The organism is Brumicola pallidula DSM 14239 = ACAM 615, assembly GCF_000428905.1.
Classification (GTDB): domain Bacteria; phylum Pseudomonadota; class Gammaproteobacteria; order Enterobacterales; family Alteromonadaceae; genus Glaciecola; species Glaciecola pallidula.
In genome coordinates this window covers 249,384-267,684 of record NZ_AUAV01000005.1, presented here as the reverse complement: position 1 = coordinate 267,684, position 18,301 = coordinate 249,384, and the positions used below count along the sequence as shown (strand labels likewise).

The following is an 18,301-nucleotide window of genomic DNA, read 5'->3' as shown; positions in this document are numbered from 1 at the left end:
ACTATTCGTGCCTTTTCTTAATAGGTAGATAGAGGGTAAATTCGGTATGCCCTGGATAACTGACTACATCAATTTTGCCATCGTGGTGGTTAGTCAGGTTTTGCGCTATTGATAACCCCAAGCCACTACCATTTTGCTTAGTTGTTACCATCGGATAAAAGACAGTATCTTTGAGTTCCTTGGGAATGCCGGGACCATTGTCAATGATACTAATTAATGCGCTTAGTCCATAACGCTTACCTTTGATAACTGACTGCCTTTCAATGCGCGTTTTTAACTTTATACGTGCACTTTCTGTGTTGTCTGATTTCAATGCTTGCATGCTATTTCGTGCTATATTCAACAACGCTTGTTGCAGCATGTCAGGGTCAACATATAGATCCGGTATTGATGGATCATAATCCCTTTCTATTTCAATATTGTGTAAAGTATCTGCGTAAATAACTGAGCGCACTTTCTCAATTACCTGATGAATATTAATCCACTTCCTTTGTGGCAAGGAATTTGGACCAAGAAGTCTATCAACCAGCGAACACAGGCGATCGGATTGATCAACGATCATTTGCGTAAATTCTTTTTGTTCTGGATCCGTCAGTTCTTTTTCAAGTAACTGCGCCGCGCCCCGAATACCACCCAAAGGATTTTTAATTTCATGAGCTAAGCCACGCACAAGTTCCCTTGCTGCCTCCTGCTGCGCATGCTGTAGCGTTTCTTGAGTTATCTTTTTCTGCTTATCAATTTGTTTTATTTCTAGCAACATCATGCGTTGGCCATCAATTTCAAAACAACTAGCCGTGATATCAGTTAATACACTGCGTCCGTCTTTGAAGCACAGTTGTACCTCCGTTTCACTGAAATCCTCTTGATGACGAAGTGCTATTTCAAATGTCGAACGCTCAATACCATCATCGAGAAAGAACTCATAGAATTTGCGATCGTGAATTTGTTTTAATCCCGTCTCTAGCATCGCTAAAGCGGCATCATTGACATATAAAATATCGAAATGCTCATCAATAATGATCACAACTGTTTTCAACATATTGCGCAGTTGAAACGGCGATAGGTTTATTGCAGCTAAACGGTCGTCCATAATGCCCTTGTGTGTTGCACTACATTTGTGCAATGCACTATATTATGCGATTTTAGTGCGCAATCAAATAATTGGTGAAAACTCGCTAACACCCGGTTAAACCATGGATGCAGAGTTCACAACGCGGTATTACTTAATTGCTGTTATTTTGAGGCTTAATTAGCGCTGAAGGTTTGTGCATAAAAAAGCGTCTTACCGAAGACGATGCAATTACCTTGCCCGAAGTGCTAACGAAGTTAATTTGGTAGGAATAAGTTCCTCTAGGCAGATCTTTTACCAAAAAAGTACCTGAACTGGAGCGAAGTTTTTGCTCATGCAGTGAAAGTTCATAGTGCCCTGGAGCATTCGGCGAGACTGACGCACTGATGGTTACATTACCCGTTGTGTTTCGAATAGTGCCATCGCTAGCAGGAGAGGTAACGTTAAGTGAATGCTCAACAGGTTTCTTCTGTTTTATGGTTTTGAGTAGCTTAGTTTGCGTGTTTGGATTTTGCACTATCGTGGTTGTGTTAGAGGCAAAATCAACCTCAACAGACCCCGGCGTTGGCTGGTCTGAATAAGTAATTGTTCCATCTGTGTTTACCGTTTTATATATTTTACCTGCTTGCACAGAAGCAGAGAGCGCAAGACCGAGTATAATCAGCACCATAAAACCTTTGGATGTTAAGAACTTTGCTATATTCATTAAATTAACCTAGACGACATTTCATTAGTGTAGCCGTTTTCAAATAAAAAAAAGCCTGTAAACACAGGCTTTAGTATAAATATTTATATTTAGATAACGAGGAGCCGGTGTATTAAGTAAATATCGGCACTGCGTTCTAAATAATAAACGTTTAAACGCTGTAGTACATTTCAAACTCAACTGGGTGAGTAGACATGTTGAGCTTTTCAACGTCGGCCGCTTTAAGTTTAATGTAAGCGTCAATCATGTCGTCGCTCATTACGCCACCAGTCGTTAAAAATTCACGGTCTGCATCTAGTGCCGCCAAAGCTTCCTCTAGTGAACTAGCCACCTTTGGGATCTGCGCTGCTTCTTCAGGTGGTAAGTCATACAAATCTTTGTTCATTGACTCACCTGGATGGATCTTATTCTTTATACCGTCAAGACCCGCCATCAACAAAGCAGTGAACGCTAAGTATGGGTTGGCTGATGGGTCAGGGAAACGAACTTCGATACGACGTGCTCTTTCGCTCGTTACATAAGGAATACGAATAGAAGCCGAACGGTTACGGGCTGAGTAAGCTAACATAACAGGTGCTTCGAATCCGGGAACCAAACGCTTGTAAGAGTTAGTTGATGCATTTGCAAACGCATTGATTGCTTTCGCATGCTTGATAATGCCGCCAATATAGAACAATGCATCATCAGAAAGACCGGCGTAGCTATCGCCTGCAAACGTATTTTTACCATCTTTGGTAATTGACATATGGCAGTGCATACCAGAGCCGTTATCGCCAACTAGCGGTTTAGGCATAAAGGTCGCTGTTTGTCCGTATGCGTCAGCAACATTGTGAACAACATACTTGTAGATTTGAATTTCATCTGCTTTTTTAACCATTGTGTTAAACTTACAGGCGATTTCGTTTTGGCCAGCAGTGGCAACTTCATGGTGGTGAGCTTCAACAACTAAACCCATTTCTTCCATTACAAGACACATTGCTGAACGGGTATCATGTGCAGAGTCAACTGGCGCGACGGGGAAATAACCACCTTTAACACCGGGACGATGTCCCTTGTTACCGCCTTCGAATTCTGCACCAGAATTCCACGCTGCTTCTTCTGCATCAATTTTGAAAAAAGAACCTGACATATCCGTATGGTAACGAACGTCGTCGAATAAAAAGAACTCTGGCTCTGGACCAAATAACACAGCGTCACCTATGCCAGTAGACTTTAAATATTCTTCAGCGCGTTTTGCAACTGAACGAGGATCACGGTCATAACCCTGCATCGTTGATGGTTCTAATACGTCACAAGTAATATTAATCTGAGTCTCTTCAGCGAAGGGGTCTAAAACCGCCGTCGTTGGATCTGGCATAAGTACCATGTCGGATTCATTAATGCCTTTCCAGCCAGCAATTGATGAACCATCGAACATTTTACCTTCTTCAAAGAAGTCTTCATCTACTTGGTGAGTAGGAATAGTAACGTGCTGCTCTTTACCTTTTGTATCCGTAAAACGCAAATCAATAAATTTCGCTTCACTTTCTTTAATTAACTCTAATGCCGACTCAATTGACATACTGTCCTCCGATAAAAAAATTTCCTTGTGCGGATTTGTGCTCCGTACAAATGTTAAAAACTATCTAATAAGCTTTCAAAAATAGTTATGCAAAACTATAAGCGATATTCGTGCCATATAGCAATGAAATAAAAGTCCTTGTAAACACTGGCTTGCCATTGATGCACTCGCTGAGCCAAACCGTCTAGTTGCACCAAAAAGATCCCAAAATGAATTAATCTGGTGCAAACGGCGCTTAGCGTATTGTTTTGGTGCAAGCGCTAAAAATAGTGTGCATTTGAACTGCTTGACTTGTTTATGCGGGATAGTCGTTTTATTGTTAAATTAATTGTGCAACAAAATCACCCACTTTTCGCTCGTATTCGCGTATCTTAAGATGTGCTGATAAACATATTACAGACGTTGAGCTATTATGCTCGATGTTTAGACTGCAAAATCACAAAAATGGATGACATGATGAATTATTTAAAAATGGTTATTTTTACTTCGGTACTTAGTTTGGCTGGCGGTGTTTCCTCGGTATTTGCACAAAGCCCATTCAATGAGATGCCTAGGGGCGAATATGTGGTCGACTTGAGCCATGCGTCTGTGGTTTGGAAAGTATCACATTTAGGTCTATCTAGTTATGTCGCTCGCTTTGCAGATTTTGAGGCCGCTATTGACTATGACACTTCAGATATTACAAACAGCACAGTCACGGCCAAAATTAATCCGATGTCAATTCAAACGGCTTATCCGAATGCAAAAGAGAAAGATTTTGACAACATCCTCGCTACTGACGAGAGCTGGTTCAATGCCGGTGAATTTGCCAGTATTGATTTTGTATCCACTTCGATAGAAATGACGGGAGACAAAACCGCAGTAATGATAGGCGAGCTTACTTTCTTGGGTGTATCAAAACCGGTTTCATTGGATGTTGAATTTAATGGTGCAATGCTTCGCCAACCTTTTAGTGGCAAACCAACGATGGGATTTTCTGCAACTACAACTATACAGCGTACAAACTGGGGGATGAGCAAATATGCGCCTAACATTGGTGATGAAGTTGAAGTGATGATTGAAGGTGAATTTGTTAAAACAGATGGTTAATAACGTCATCGTCAAGCAACATCGATATCATAGTCTGAGTATTTTATTACACTGGACCGTCGTCTTAGGGCTTGTGTTTATGTTTGTGAGTGGCTTGTATATGGTTAACGCAGATATCAGTAAAGCGGATCAATACAAGCTCTTTCAGATCCATAAAGCGGCGGGCGTTGTTATGCTTTGGACCTTGTTTGTCCGAGTGTGCGTGCGGATATTTACATACGCACCCGAGCTCCCTATAGAATTTTCAAAAAGCGATAAAAAGAAAGCAAAAGCAGGCCATATATTACTTTATATTGCCGTTGTTGTTATGCCTCTGTCCGGCTGGCTAATGGTATCCGCTAGTCCTTTTGGCTTGCCTACATTTGTATTTGTGGATTGGATAAAATGGCCACACATTCCTGGAGTAGCTAGGAATAAGATGATTGAAACTATCGCCAACAATATACATTGGATAACAGCGTCGATTTTAGGTTTTCTGATTATAGGTCACATCGGCGCCGTTATCTGGCATAGAAATAAACATGGTGTAAATCTATTGGATCGTATGTGGTGGTCAAAGACTAAAAGATAGTCTATTAGCAATTATGACAACTTAAATTTTGGAAAAATAATAATATGTTAGAGACACAATTAAGATTTGAAGGCGCTCTGAAAACCAGACAGCAAGGGAACGGCGATTATTCATTTTATTTATCACTATTGCTATTGTTAATGACTGCGTTTATTTACACGCCGTCATCTTTTGCACAAGAGAAATTTTCTGTTAGTGCAAAAAACAGCCAAGTTACTTTTGCTGGAGTACATGTTGGTATGCAGTTTTCAGGCGTTTTTGATAAGTGGAATGCTGATATTGTGTTGCCACCCGCTGCGTCACCACAGATCCTAGCTACCTTTTACGTTGCATCCGCAAAAACCGGAGACAGCACCTACGACAGCACGTTGCCCGAGGGAGATTGGTTTGATGTTGAAAATCACCCTAAAAGTATATTTGAAAGCAGCCAAATTGTTGCCAAAGACAAAGATTACGCAGTAACAGGCACTTTAACATTACGCGGCATCAGCCAACCTGTTGCATTCTTATTGAAGAATAACGAGACAACACTGACGGCTAGTTTTACTATAGACCGACTGGCTTACAATATTGGAATGGAGTCAGATCCTGACGCTGAATGGGTAAACAAAGAAATAAAAATGACATTAACCCTACAAAAACAATAAAAAAAAGATTTTAAGGTAAATAATAAATCAAAATGTGTCGCAAAATAATGAATTCGTTGATTGAAAATAAAGGGTTTATTCGATTTTTGATTATATTTAGCGACTAAATGCTAAAGTTTGTCGCTAATTGCGGAATAAATCTGTAGAATCCGCGCCCAACAATCCTAGGGGCTTTTTCCCTTCGCATTTATTTATTGAGAGTAAAACATGCCTTCAGCCATTGCAAATCTTCGCAATATCGCGATCATCGCTCACGTCGACCACGGTAAAACGACCCTAGTTGATAAGCTTCTTCAACAATCAGGCACATTGGAAAGCCGAGGTGTAGCCGAAGAACGCGTAATGGATTCAAACGACATTGAAAAAGAACGTGGTATTACGATCCTTGCTAAGAATACAGCTATTAACTGGAATGAATATCGCATAAACATTGTGGATACCCCAGGACACGCCGATTTCGGTGGTGAAGTTGAGCGTGTTATGTCGATGGTCGACTCTGTGCTTCTGTTAGTCGATGCGCAAGAAGGCCCTATGCCGCAAACCCGTTTCGTAACGCAAAAAGCCTTCGCACAAGGCCTTAAGCCAATTGTTGTTATTAACAAAATTGACAAGCCAGGTTCTCGCCCTGATTGGGTCATTGATCAAGTGTTCGATCTTTTTGACAATCTAGGAGCGACTGACGAGCAGTTGGACTTCCAAGTGATTTACGCCTCTGCAATTAACGGCTGGGCAACAATGGATTACAATGTGCCAAGCGATAGTATGACACCCTTGTTTCAAGCCATCGTAGATCAAGTAGAACCGCCAAACGGCGATCCTGCAGCCCCATTGCAAATGCAAATTTCACAACTTGATCATAACTCTTATGTCGGTGTGATCGGTGTAGGCCGTATTACTCGCGGTACAGTTAGGGTGAATCAGCAAGTCACCGTGGTTAACGCTAAAGGTGAAAAGCGCAACGGCAAAATTGGTAAAGTCTTGGGCTATTTAGGTCTTGAACGCCATGATATTGAATCTGCAGATGCAGGCGATATTGTAGCCATTACTGGCTTAGGTGAGTTAAAAATCTCTGATACGGTTTGTGATGTTAATAACGTTGTGGCACTCAAGCCGCTGTCCGTTGATGAACCAACCGTGATCATGACTTTTCAAGTAAACACATCTCCCTTTGCTGGTAAAGAGGGCAAGTACGTTACGTCACGTAACATTCTTGAGCGTTTGCAGGACGAATTAGTGCATAACGTTGCCTTGCGTGTCGAAGAAATGGCCGACCCAGATAAATTCCGCGTTGCTGGTCGCGGCGAACTTCACTTGGGTATATTAATTGAAAATATGCGTCGAGAAGGTTACGAGTTAGCAGTATCTCGTCCTGAGGTTATCTTAAAAACAGTAGATGGCAAACTAATGGAACCGTTTGAAACGTTGACTATCGACGTTGAAGAGCAGCATCAAGGCACGATGATTGAGCAACTTGGCAAGCGTAAAGGTGAAATGACCAACATGACACCCGACGGCAAAGGTCGAACTCGTGTCGACTTCATTATTCCAAGCCGTGGCTTAATTGGTTTTCAAACTGACTTTATGACGCTAACATCCGGTTCTGGCTTAATTTATCATTCTTTTGATCATTATGGACCGCACAAAGGCGGAGATATTGGTACGCGTAAAAATGGTGTTTTAGTTGCCAACGCGACGGGTAAAGCACTTACCAACGCCATATTTAACTTGCAAGAACGTGGTCGCATGTTTATTGGTCACGGTATTGAGGTTTATGAAGGTATGATCATTGGTATTCACAGCCGTGAAAACGACTTAACCGTGAATGCGCTTAAAGGCAAGCAACTTACCAACGTTCGTGCTTCAGGTACTGATGAAGCGCAAACACTAGTGCCACCAATTGTTTACACACTTGAGCAGGCGCTAGAGTTTATTGATGACGATGAGTTAGTAGAAGTAACACCTCTTAGCATACGTCTTCGCAAGAAATTATTGAGCGAAAATGAGCGTAAGCGCGCAGGTCGCCCTAAAAAGGATTAATTCTTAGTCTTTTTTAATTTAATTAATAAAAAACCCAGCAATATCTGGGTTTTTTATTGTCAGCGCTTGATGATTCGCCGCTGCAGAAATAAAAGATTAACTAAATCCACTCTCATTAAGACTCATGGATGCTAGAACGAATACTCTGCATATAAGCCTATGTTACGGCCCATTTCAGGTACTTTTTGTGCAACTGCTATTTCGCTGCCAGAAACTCTATTAATACCACCTAAGTGCTGGGCATATTCTTTGTCCAACAGGTTCTCTGCAACTAAACTCAGTGCCAGTGTTGGCATCACTTGATAGTGCAGATTGAAATTCCAAACAGCATAACCCGGTGTTGGTCTTTCATTTTGTAATAACGACACATTGTTTTGGCTGTCTGCGATATTCAATGACAGCGATGCGTCAAGATCGGCCTTGCTCCAACGTAAAGATATATTGCCACTCAAAGGCGCTATACGGTATAGCGGGTAGCGTTGGCCGTCAATACTATCGCTTAATTTACCTTCAACCCATTGACCGCTCATAGTTGCTTGCCAATGTGTGCCAATTATTTTGGATATATATAAGTCAGCTCCATGTAATTTCGCTTTGCGGTTATTCCACTGCAAGGGTGGTTGTGCTCCCATCATATTGGCTATCATGTTGGCTGACATATTGCTTGAGAGTACACCGATAATATAGTTATCAATACTATGATAGAAAACACTGCCCATAATAGTCAGACCATCACTCTGTAATTGCAAACCTATATCAATCTGCCCAGCCGTTTCCTTTTTAAGCGCTAAATTACCCAAGTAGTTTCTTCCATCGGCTAAGCCAGCTGATACACCGAGTGGAAACCAAGAATAAAGCTCATTATAACTCGGTGCTCGTTCTTTTTGGCCCAATGATAGCGTTGCTCGTAAGCTATCGTTAATTTTTGTTTCGGCTTTAACTACTAAATCGATTAAATCAAAATCAAGTGTTCCTTGTGAAGTATTAAAATTATTTGCCAGTGTGGCAATATTTGGGTTGACCAAAACCATATTGGAGTCGACTTCATCAGTGCTGTAACCAATATTACTGAATCTGCCACCGAGTTGCCAATGCACATCGTTGCTATGGATATTGGCAGACTCTTTTGAGTTAGCTGTAATATTATATTGCACGTATGCACTCCCTACTTCGCGCTGAATATTATTAAAATTCTGAATAAAGAAAGAGCTAGTGTTCGGGTTAGTTATTCGAGAGTTGTGAGCTTGTGAATAATAGTTAAGCCCCAGTTGCCAATTTCTTTTTGCCGAATTTTGAATAACATCAAGGTCTACCCCAACGGCCTTACTATCCACTGTATTTTGTCTGTATGAAGCCAAAGTAGGCGCTGTACGAAGACCAAAATTATTCATAATGTGTTGGTTTTGATTACCAAATACCTGCACTTTAGTTTTCCAATCGTTGCTAATATTTTGTTCAAAACTAAGCTTGTACCACAGTGCATCTACAAACGATATATCCATAGCAAGTGCCGGGGTTCCTGACTCATTGGTGTTACGAGAACCAATTAAAAGATCTAACTGGTACGCATCGGTGTGTTTTCCAAGTTTAAATTTTAGGCCACTGCGCTCATAAAAAGTTGATGGAATAATCAATCCATCACCACTTTCATAATTTTGTGCATCCTGATATTGGCCCTGAAATGAGGCATAGTTTTCATCATTGGCAAGAACAGTGCTAACACCTAACATTTTAGCGTCGTTATTCGTAAACCAACTTGCCGACAACGTAGTTGAAGCAGCAAACGCTTTAGAGTCACCAAGTGATGGTATTGCATCCTTTATTTCAATCGCGCCAGCGAGCGTTTCATAACCAACAGATACCGGAGCTATACCCTGATACAACATAATTTCGTGGCTATTACCAATAGCATGAGATAATGGACTATCCATTGCATTTGGTCCTGCACCTGCAATCTCAATACCGTCAATTTTGACCTTGAGCCGGTCACCGAATAAGCCTCTATACTGGACAATCCCGCTAACCAACCCATTGCCGTTTACACTGACACCAGGGAGTTGTGACAATTGCGAACGCAGATCAGGTGAACTGGTTTCGGCCAATGCAATTTCAGATTCCATTAATCCCGTATTTATTTGACCAATAATTTCAATTCTTTCAATTACTTTAGCTTCCCTATCCTCACTATGAAGTGGCGTTTGTTGATCATCTTTTACTCTCGAGATTGATTTTTGTGTACTGTTTTTAAGTGCAGACTCAGCAAATGCATTATTTGGTGCAGTGAGAGCGAGTATTACCGCCGCATAAATTAGTGAATAAACACTGTGTTTAAACTTTATCGGCTTACTTTTTGCTCTCAATTGAATGGTCTTTTTGTTGTTTTTAGTGCTCTTATTATCTGAACACACGGGGCTAAAGCAATAACGTGAAGTCATGTATCTGTTTCCTATAAAAGTTAGAATCTAATCCATATGTTGCGGATTAGTTTTCGTGTCAACTTGGCTTATAGAAAAGCAGGGGGTCCTCTGGCAAGGAAATTATTGACGTAGTCTGTTGCAACGAATAAGCGTTTTGTAATGTTGACTAGAGGCGTAACGAAGTCATTTGTTAGGGTCTTGAGTTTACAAAATTGGTCATCTTTTGGTGAATCGTTAAATTGCGCGAAAATACAGGATACTTCATGCAGATCCTCTGGGGTATCACTTGGAGCATCGATCTCTACAATATCATCGGACTGATAGAATATAGCCGCCGATATCCACTTTACGCTTGTGCCTGTGCAAATCGCTAGGGTATCTTCATCCGCATAGCTCTGCATTACGGACATCGCATTGGCACTACTCAGCATGCCGAGGCCTTGGTTAAATATCAAGGCTAGCAGAAGCAGCGTGCTCAGAATGTAGTGATTCGCAGTTTTAAACGGCATGCTTACGTTAGCTGGTTACCTTTTTTTTGCTGTGCCTTTAAAACCTCATAATGATTCATGCATTGCTGCAATCAAAGCGCCAACAAGAGTAATGTTAATCAATATTCAACCTCAAATTGAATGTAAAAACAAGACATAAGGTAAATTTGTCAGGTAATTTATGACATAAATCAATATCGTTGTGGTTTTCAATGTCCTTTTTCGTTTTACTCAATTTATGCAGCTTGGCTTCCCTGTTGTAAGCGTAAGTTTCTGTTAACATAAGATAGTTTGTTTTAAACACATATCAAACAAGCTAAAAACCTGATCTTTAAAGGCACTTATAGCGTAGTGGTATGTCTGAAATAACAATAATTAAATGAGACCCTTTGTTTATGTTGACTCTCCGCAGTTTGCTACCTATTTTTATATTTGGATTAATATTTACCAGTACTGCCCACGCACAGTCTTGGGGTGGGCGAGCTGAAAGCAAAACACAGGTTTTGGTCGAACCATTAGCATATCAAGCACAGGAGTCAAACATCGAAGCTGTTGGCACAGCCGAAGCCGTAAAATCTATTATTTTGTTTCCGGCCGTAAGTGAACGAGTGATTTCGGTCAACTTTATTCCCGGTCAACAAGTTGAAAAAGACCAAGTGTTATTAACGCTATACAACGAACGTGAGTCAGTCGCGTTGGAGCGCGGCAAAATACAATTAAAAGATGCGAGCCGAGAATATAATCGTTTAGTTGAAAGTCGTAAAAAAGGCGCTGCATCACAAAGTCAAGTGGATATTGCCAGCACCCAGCTTGCATTTGCCGAAATTGCAGTAAAAGAGGCTGAAGTAGCGCTCAGAGAACGGATTGTCAAAGCTCCTTTTAACGGCATTGTTGGCTTCACGGATGTGGAGGTCGGTGATCGTATTACTCAGCAAACCATGATCACCACACTCGATGATAGAAAGACCCTTTTTATTAATTTTTCAGCACCTGAAGTGTCTTTGGCGGTGCTGAGTAATAAGCCAGAAGTAACGTTAACACCTTGGCAAAATCGTGACATTAATATTAGTGCCAGCATTGCGCAAATAGATACGCGAATTAATGAGCAAGATCGAACCATCCGAGTGAGGGCAAAGCTAGATAATAGCGAAGATAGATATCGGCCCGGTATGAGCTTTAGAGTGAAGTTATCGGTTAAGGGCCAAGAATATGCAGCAATTCCGGAAACAGCACTATTGTGGGGCGCAACCGGCGCCTACGTTTGGCAAATGTTTGACGGTAAAGCCAATAGAGTTGATGTACAAATACAAGAGCGTTTGCGCGGCACAATTTTGGTCATCGGAGAATTTAACGCCGAGGCAATGTTAGTTGTTGAAGGTGTGCAGCAACTACGACAGGGGCAAAGTCTTGAGGCAATTAATACGCCTGAAGGGATCTCATGAGCAAAAATAATGGCAGTCAAATAAACGATTTACCCTCACTATCCATACGCCGACCTGTGCTGGTGATGGTGCTAAACTTGCTCATTATTTTAGCAGGTTTTGCCGCCATTAACGACCTAGAAATAAGAGAATTACCTGATGTAGATCGCCCAATTGTCACAGTTTCAGCTAGTTATCCTGGCGGTTCTCCTGAGACTGTTGATAGTGAAGTAACTAGCCGTTTAGAGGGTGCCGTTGCCAGAGTCAGTGGAGTGGATTCTATCAACGCCTCCAGTGAGGAAGGCTCTTCACGGATCCGCGTTGAGTTTCGACCGGGCACAAACCTTGAAGATGCCGCTAATGAACTCCGTGAGTCGGTCAGTCGCGTGCAGCGCAGATTACCTGCAGAAGTTGAGCAGTTATCGATTATAAAAGCAGACAACGACGCTCAGGCAGTTGTGAGCTTAGCTATAAGCAGCGACTCACTTGATATGGAAACCTTAACCGAGCGCGTTGAAGTTGACCTAGCACCGTTATTCTTGAGCATTCCCGGCGTTGCTGATGTATCGCTAGACGGTCAGCGCCAGCGAGTCATGCGAGTATCCGTTGATCCACTGCGCTTAACAAGCTTCAATTTGTCGATGACCGACGTCTCTGCAGCCTTACGCTTGGCACCGTTTGATGTACCTGCTGGTAGTGTTAAATCGCAAGACCAAGAACTCATTGTGAGAGCAGAAGCAACCTCAGTCTCTACACAAGATATTGAGCAAATTTTAATCTCCGGAGACACTCGAATAGGCGACGTTGCGAGCGTTTATTTCGGCCCCGCTGACGCCAATAGTATAGTCCGACTTGATGGTAGACCCGTTGTAGGTTTAGGTATTATCCGACAGGCACGTTCAAATACGATAGAAATTTCGGATGAAGTACTGGCGATGGTTAAGGCCCTGGATACGCGATTTGCTGACCTGCATATTGTGGTTACATCCGATGATGCAGAATTTATTCGTAGCTCGGTAGATGAAGTTGTGTTTTCTCTAGCTTTGACTATATTGCTAGTTATTGGCACCTTGTGGTTGTTTTTAGGTAACTTAAGAGCGACGTTAGTTCCTGCCCTGTCGATACCAGTCTCATTGGTTGGCGCGTTAGTCATCATGTGGCTACTTGGTTTCTCTATTAATATTTTAACCCTGCTCGCATTGGTGCTTGGAACCGGACTTATCGTTGATGATGCCATTGTCGTATCTGAAAATATCCAACGCCGTCGTGCTCAAGGTATGGGTTCAAGAGCCGCTGCAGTTTTGGGTACCCGAGAAGTGTTCTTTGCGGTGGTTGCCACCACTGCGGTACTTGCTGCGGTTTTCATTCCTATCGCTTTTTTACCATCTACCGCAGGTAGATTGTTTAGGGAGTTTGGTGGTGTGCTTGCTGGCGCTGTTATCATTTCTTCATTTGTTGCATTGAGTTTAGTACCTGCGTTAACCGCTAAGTTACCCGTCAAGACGAAAAATAATAGCTTTTTTGACCGTACCCTTGGCGCCTTTGGTACCCTCATGTTAAATGGATACATGGCAGTACTGCATCAGACGCTGCGTTTTTCATGGTTAACGGTGCTGGTTTCAGTTTTATCAGCTGGTGGTGCAGCATTACTATATGAACAAATTGAAAACCAACTTTTACCCTCCGAAGATAGAGGAGTAATTCGCGTATTTGCCCGAGGTCCCGATGGTGCTGGCTTAAATTATATGAACCGGCAAGCCGAGAAAATGGAACAAATTCTGCTGCCTTATGTCGAGGATGCAGATGTTGATTCGATTTATACCGTTGTTGGTAGATGGGATCCCAATATTGTTTTCATTACTGTACCACTAGCACATTGGGACAATAGAGAAAAGTCACAGCAAGAAATTATAAATGAAATGCGACCTAAGCTTGGCGCTATCCCTGGGGCGCCAGCGCGGGCTTTTGGTAGTAATAGTTTGAATCTTCGCGGCCAAGGTGGCGGTTTGGAAATGGCGCTTACAGGAGACACTTACGAGCGTATTTATGGATCGGCATTGGCCTTCGGTAAACTGATTGAAGAAAGGCTGCCCGAGCTTGGCAGACCTGATATTGGCTACCAGCCAACGCAACCGCAACTAAGAGTGAATATTGACAGACGCCGGGCCGAAGAACTGGGCGTCTCTTTCAGTGATATCTCAACTACATTAAGAGCGGCTATCAGTGGCGATGACGTAACCGATCTCAATATTGGTGATCAAGCGATCCCTTTAATATTGCAGTCGTCGAATAGAAACAAAGCCAATCCGTCGGATTTAACCAATCTCTTTGTAAAATCTAATAGTGGTATTTTAGTACCATTATCTAGCCTTGCGTATATTACCGAAGAGGGCGTTGCCGCCGAATTAGAGCGCCACGCTCAACGCAGAGCCATTGAAATTGGATTAGAACTACCCGATGGCATACCGATGGCCGATGCTGTTAAACAAATACGTGATATCGCTAATGAAAACCTAGCCGACGGCATCGGGTTAGTGTTTTTGGGTGAAGCACTTACCTTTGAAGAAACCTCGAACCAGATCACCATGACCTACTTATTTGCGTTCATTATTGTATTACTCGTATTGGCGGCACAATTTGAGAGTATTAATAGCGCAATTGTGGTGATGCTAACCGTTCCTTTTGGTATTGCAGCCGCAATTTATGCGCTCTATTTAACCGGAACATCAATTAATATTTATTCTCAGATCGGACTGGTGATGCTAATAGGCTTAATTGCCAAAAACGCTATCTTACTTGTTGAATTCGCTGACCAATTGCGCGATCGAGGGATGGCAGTTAATGATGCCATAGTGCAGGCGGCTTCGGTTAGGTTACGCCCAATTATGATGACCTTGATGTCGACTATATTGGGTGGTCTGCCCTTGATACTCTCAACTGGAGCAGGCGCTGAAGCAAGGAATTCGATCGGTTGGGTGGTGTTTGGTGGTTTAGGTATTGCCGTTGTGTTTACTCTTTTTTTAACGCCGGTGCTATATAAACTTATTGCGCCATTCTCGAAGCCGAGAGCAGATGAAAGTAACCGTTTGGAAACTGAACTTGAGGCAGTTGAGCAACAAAATGCGTAATATCGTTTGTCACTTTAAAAGGGGAATAGACTTCTGCGATTAGTTGATCTGAAGCACTGACGCTGTGATCAACATGATGAAATATTCCTACTAGCTCTTTAGTAATTAAAGTTTGTGCTTTAGACTCAGTAGTGATGATGCCTATGAACCGTTTTTTCTATAAACGTCTTTTATTTGTATACGCTTTTTACTCTATCAACAACGCAGTGCTGCCAATAATCAAAGGACCCGCAATGAATTTTAGTAACAAACCAGACCGTACAGCATCAAAAGCCTATAAGTGGGAAAAGTACAAAGGCACCGATATATTGCCTATGTGGATTGCCGATACTGAGTTTCGTTGCGCTGAACCTATTCTAGACGCATTACATCAACGTATTGAAGATGGATTGTTTGGTTACACGCTACCAGCTCATGATACTGATGCAGTTAATGCTATTGTTAACTGGTGCGAAAAACAATATAACTGGAAGGTCGATCCTAGCTGGATAATATGGACGCCAGGCGTCGTGCCGGCATTCAACGTCGCAATAAAAGCCTATTGTAATGCAGGTGATACTGTCATCGTGCAAACGCCTAATTATCCGCCGCTATTAGCAGCGCCTAAGATCAATGGACTTGATCGAGCTTGCGTACCGACCGTCGAAATAGACGGCCGCTGGACTTTGGATTTCAGTGCGTTAGAAACAGCCGCCGCCGACCCCAAAGCGACACTCTTTATAATGTGTAACCCTATGAACCCCGTCGGTTCAGTTCTAACTCAAGAAGAGATGGATAAAGTGGCTAGCATTTGTCGAAAGCACCAGGTCTTAATTTGCTCTGACGAAATTCACTGCGATTTAATATTAGATGATGTTAAGCATTTACCCGCCGGTGCACATAAAGACTTAATCGAGCACTCAGTTACACTGATGGCTGCCAGTAAAACCTTCAACGTAGCTGGTTTAGGTACTTCTTTCGCGATAATTCCAAATACGACATTACGGGCTACGTTTAATAAATCGACTCGAGGCATTGTACCTTGGGTGACAGTCACGGGCTTAACCGCAACAAACGCGGCCTTTAGACACTGTGACGATTGGCATCAAGGCGAACTCGATTACTTAAAAGCTAACCGCGATTACTTGGTCACTGAAATAAACAAAATACCTGGTTTAAGAGCACTCTCACCGGCAGCGACGTTTTTACTTTGGGTTGACGCGAGTGACCTAAACGTATCGGACACCCAAAAATGGTGTGAGGAAAAGGGTATAGGCCCTTCGCCCGGCAGAGACTTTGGTAAAAAAGACTTTTTTAGGCTCAACTTTGGCTGTTCTCGTGACTATTTAGTAGAAGCCATTGAGAAACTGTCTTGCTAACGCATATTTTTACGTTTTAGGGATCATGACACTATCAGCAACAATTTCATAAACAACGCCTTCTTTCATTGCATCAGAGCCACCTTGCATGTCTTGATTGAAGTGCGCTACTTGCTCTGCAGTCATTTCCTTTTTGATCAGTTCGCCTGCTAGAGTCACGGTTTTCCCGGCGCTGTCTGTAGGCACAAAAAAGCCATAATCTCGAAAAGCAACACGCATAACGTCATCGTCCTGTTGAGCAATAAAAAAACAGCCTTTTTTCTGACAAACTTTAGCCACTTTAGCATCGACCTGAAAAGCGTTACCTACATACAACGCCGAATTTGCAGCCAATTCGTTCAATGTTACTTTTTGCAAGGACTTATTAAGCACTACACCAAAGGTTTCAGAATTAGCATCTGTTGCCACCGGTACCGATAATCTGAGGACGTTACTCATTTTATTGCTATCAGGCATATCCGATGCTAGCGTAGACAAAGTCATTGCAGAGAGTATCACCGTAGCGCTTAAAAACTGTTGAAACTTCATAGTAAACCTATCCTATTTAATTAAATGTATACTTTTTATTGTCTTTCATCTTAACTACATGACCGCAATAGTGACACCCGCGTGTTTAGCTAAGCGCTCAATTAGAGGTTCATTTAACGCCGAAGCAGGAGTCCAAAAGCCACCGTTCAAATCTGGAATATCTTTTGATAAACAGAGCACGGTCTGCGCCAACATTTTTGCTGTGGAACCATAACCGGGGTCACGATCACCCTCTACTTTCAAGACTAATTTGTTACCGTTGGGCATATCAGCGTAAAAACGCATATCAAACATGCCGTCCAATTGTTGCTCAGCAGTAGGGCCTTCACCTGGTTTGGCTAAAACGTAATTGGCTAATAGCTTTCTTAATGGCGGTAGACTTGCTGCTAGCATAAAAGCGCCTAAACCCAGCGTAAACGTCCACGCTTGAAAGCCACTTTTCGCGGTCATAGCTTCATCGTAAAGAAAATCTTCCCCGTATTGATTTCCTAATAACGCATTTGAACGATGCACAATGCGCTCGTTAATTGATGCCATCACAAAAGGCATCGTCCAAACACCTAATGAATTATCACGTTTCGCACCCTTATGATTCTTCTGACGCTGTTTAAACGGGTGTCCAACTGGACAAAGAACATAAGGATTTATCAACACTGTGCGCAACTGCGGATTTTCTTTTACTTCTTTGAACACGTTTAACATACTGGCAATCGTGCCGCCCGATGCAGCGCCTTTAACTTTTCTTACTCGCATTTTGATGTATTTTGCAGGTGCTGCAGTTTGTTCAATAACCGCTTGTTGTAACTTATAGACACCTAAGTCGGACGGAATCGAATCAAAACCAGTACAGTGTATAATACGCGCACCAGAACTTTTTGCATCGGCTTCATACTTGCCCAGCATTTGCTTTATCCACTGCGGTTCACCGGTTAAATCACAATAATCAGTGCCTGATTGCGCACACACTTTGACCAGTGTTTCGCCATAAAGCGCGTAGGGTCCAACTGTACTCACGACCGCTTTGGTTTTTTCACATAGCGCTTTTAGCGCAGTTTCGTCAGTAGCATCAGCAACAAAATGAGGTACTTCATTTAAATTTAAGCGTTGTTTCAATTCTTGCAGCTTACTCTCGCTTCTACCCGCCATTGCCCAGGTATACTCTTCGCTTGTGTAGCCAGCTAGATACTCAGTCATAATTTGCCCGACAAAAGAAGTTGCGCCATATAAAATGAAATCGAATTGTTGGCCACTGTTGCTCATATTGTTTTGTCACCTTTTTAT

The 18,301-nt window shown here is 42.3% G+C and carries 14 protein-coding genes; 7 read left to right on the top strand and 7 right to left on the bottom strand.

Annotated features, from left to right (window positions below):
• Position 1: 1 nt before the first annotated feature.
• The 3 genes from glnL to glnA form a co-directional block, all read right to left on the bottom strand.
• Complete coding sequence (glnL, locus tag G399_RS0101235; RefSeq protein ID WP_006011268.1) at positions 2 to 1,090, bottom strand: nitrogen regulation protein NR(II); 1,089 nt, start codon at positions 1,088 to 1,090, stop codon at positions 2 to 4.
• A 133-nt stretch (positions 1,091 to 1,223) separates the two neighbouring features.
• Positions 1,224 to 1,775 carry a DUF4124 domain-containing protein gene (locus G399_RS0101230; protein WP_006011266.1) on the bottom strand — a complete coding sequence of 184 codons (552 nt, stop codon included), beginning with the start codon at positions 1,773 to 1,775 and terminating at the stop codon, positions 1,224 to 1,226.
• Between the two features lie 151 nt (positions 1,776 to 1,926).
• The gene (gene glnA / locus G399_RS0101225) at positions 1,927 to 3,336 is read right to left on the bottom strand and encodes a glutamate--ammonia ligase (protein ID WP_006011264.1); all 1,410 of its coding nucleotides are present in this window, start codon (positions 3,334 to 3,336) and stop codon (positions 1,927 to 1,929) included.
• A gap of 453 nt (positions 3,337 to 3,789) precedes the next feature.
• Here glnA and G399_RS0101220 point away from each other — a divergent pair, with 453 nt between their 5' ends.
• The 4 genes from G399_RS0101220 (at position 3,790) to typA (ending at position 7,680) form a co-directional block, all read left to right on the top strand.
• Positions 3,790 to 4,425, top strand: coding sequence for a YceI family protein (locus tag G399_RS0101220; RefSeq protein WP_226988963.1), 636 nt, complete (start codon positions 3,790 to 3,792; stop codon positions 4,423 to 4,425).
• Positions 4,406 to 4,996 (top strand): cytochrome b, encoded by a 591-nt coding sequence (locus tag G399_RS0101215; protein WP_226988962.1) that lies wholly within the window; start codon positions 4,406 to 4,408, stop codon positions 4,994 to 4,996. The genes G399_RS0101220 and G399_RS0101215 overlap by 20 nt, the downstream gene beginning before the upstream one ends.
• Positions 4,997 to 5,040: 44 nt before the next feature.
• Positions 5,041 to 5,643 carry a YceI family protein gene (locus tag G399_RS0101210; protein WP_006011258.1) on the top strand — a complete coding sequence of 201 codons (603 nt, stop codon included), beginning with the start codon at positions 5,041 to 5,043 and terminating at the stop codon, positions 5,641 to 5,643.
• A 207-nt stretch (positions 5,644 to 5,850) separates the two neighbouring features.
• Entirely contained in the window at positions 5,851 to 7,680 is a 1,830-nt protein-coding gene (gene typA / locus G399_RS0101205) for a translational GTPase TypA (protein ID WP_006011257.1), read from the top strand.
• A 131-nt stretch (positions 7,681 to 7,811) separates the two neighbouring features.
• On the opposite strand, the gene G399_RS0101200 is transcribed toward typA, so the two are convergent.
• Both G399_RS0101200 and G399_RS0101195 read right to left on the bottom strand, forming a co-directional pair.
• On the bottom strand, positions 7,812 to 10,115 hold the full coding sequence (locus tag G399_RS0101200; RefSeq protein WP_006013661.1) for a TonB-dependent receptor: 2,304 nt from the start codon (positions 10,113 to 10,115) through the stop codon (positions 7,812 to 7,814).
• A 68-nt stretch (positions 10,116 to 10,183) separates the two neighbouring features.
• A complete protein-coding gene (locus G399_RS0101195) occupies positions 10,184 to 10,606 on the bottom strand; it encodes a hypothetical protein (protein WP_026843341.1) in 423 nt (140 codons plus the stop codon).
• 374 nt (positions 10,607 to 10,980) lie between these two features.
• On the opposite strand from G399_RS0101195, the gene G399_RS0101185 reads away from it, so the two are divergent.
• From G399_RS0101185 to G399_RS0101175, 3 genes are all read left to right on the top strand, one after another.
• Positions 10,981 to 12,027, top strand: a complete 1,047-nt coding sequence (locus G399_RS0101185; RefSeq protein WP_006013650.1) for an efflux RND transporter periplasmic adaptor subunit — start codon at positions 10,981 to 10,983, stop codon at positions 12,025 to 12,027.
• Positions 12,024 to 15,134 (top strand): efflux RND transporter permease subunit, encoded by a 3,111-nt coding sequence (locus G399_RS0101180; protein WP_006013647.1) that lies wholly within the window; start codon positions 12,024 to 12,026, stop codon positions 15,132 to 15,134. The genes G399_RS0101185 and G399_RS0101180 overlap by 4 nt, the downstream gene beginning before the upstream one ends.
• Positions 15,135 to 15,367: 233 nt before the next feature.
• A complete protein-coding gene (locus G399_RS0101175) occupies positions 15,368 to 16,492 on the top strand; it encodes a MalY/PatB family protein (protein WP_006013645.1) in 1,125 nt (374 codons plus the stop codon).
• Positions 16,493 to 16,501: 9 nt separating this feature from the next.
• Here G399_RS0101175 and G399_RS0101170 read toward each other — a convergent pair whose 3' ends face one another.
• Both G399_RS0101170 and G399_RS0101165 read right to left on the bottom strand, forming a co-directional pair.
• Entirely contained in the window at positions 16,502 to 17,020 is a 519-nt protein-coding gene (locus G399_RS0101170; RefSeq protein ID WP_006013642.1) for a DUF4920 domain-containing protein, read from the bottom strand.
• Positions 17,021 to 17,074: 54 nt separating this feature from the next.
• Entirely contained in the window at positions 17,075 to 18,280 is a 1,206-nt protein-coding gene (locus G399_RS0101165) for a saccharopine dehydrogenase family protein (protein WP_006013640.1), read from the bottom strand.
• Positions 18,281 to 18,301 lie beyond the last annotated feature (21 nt).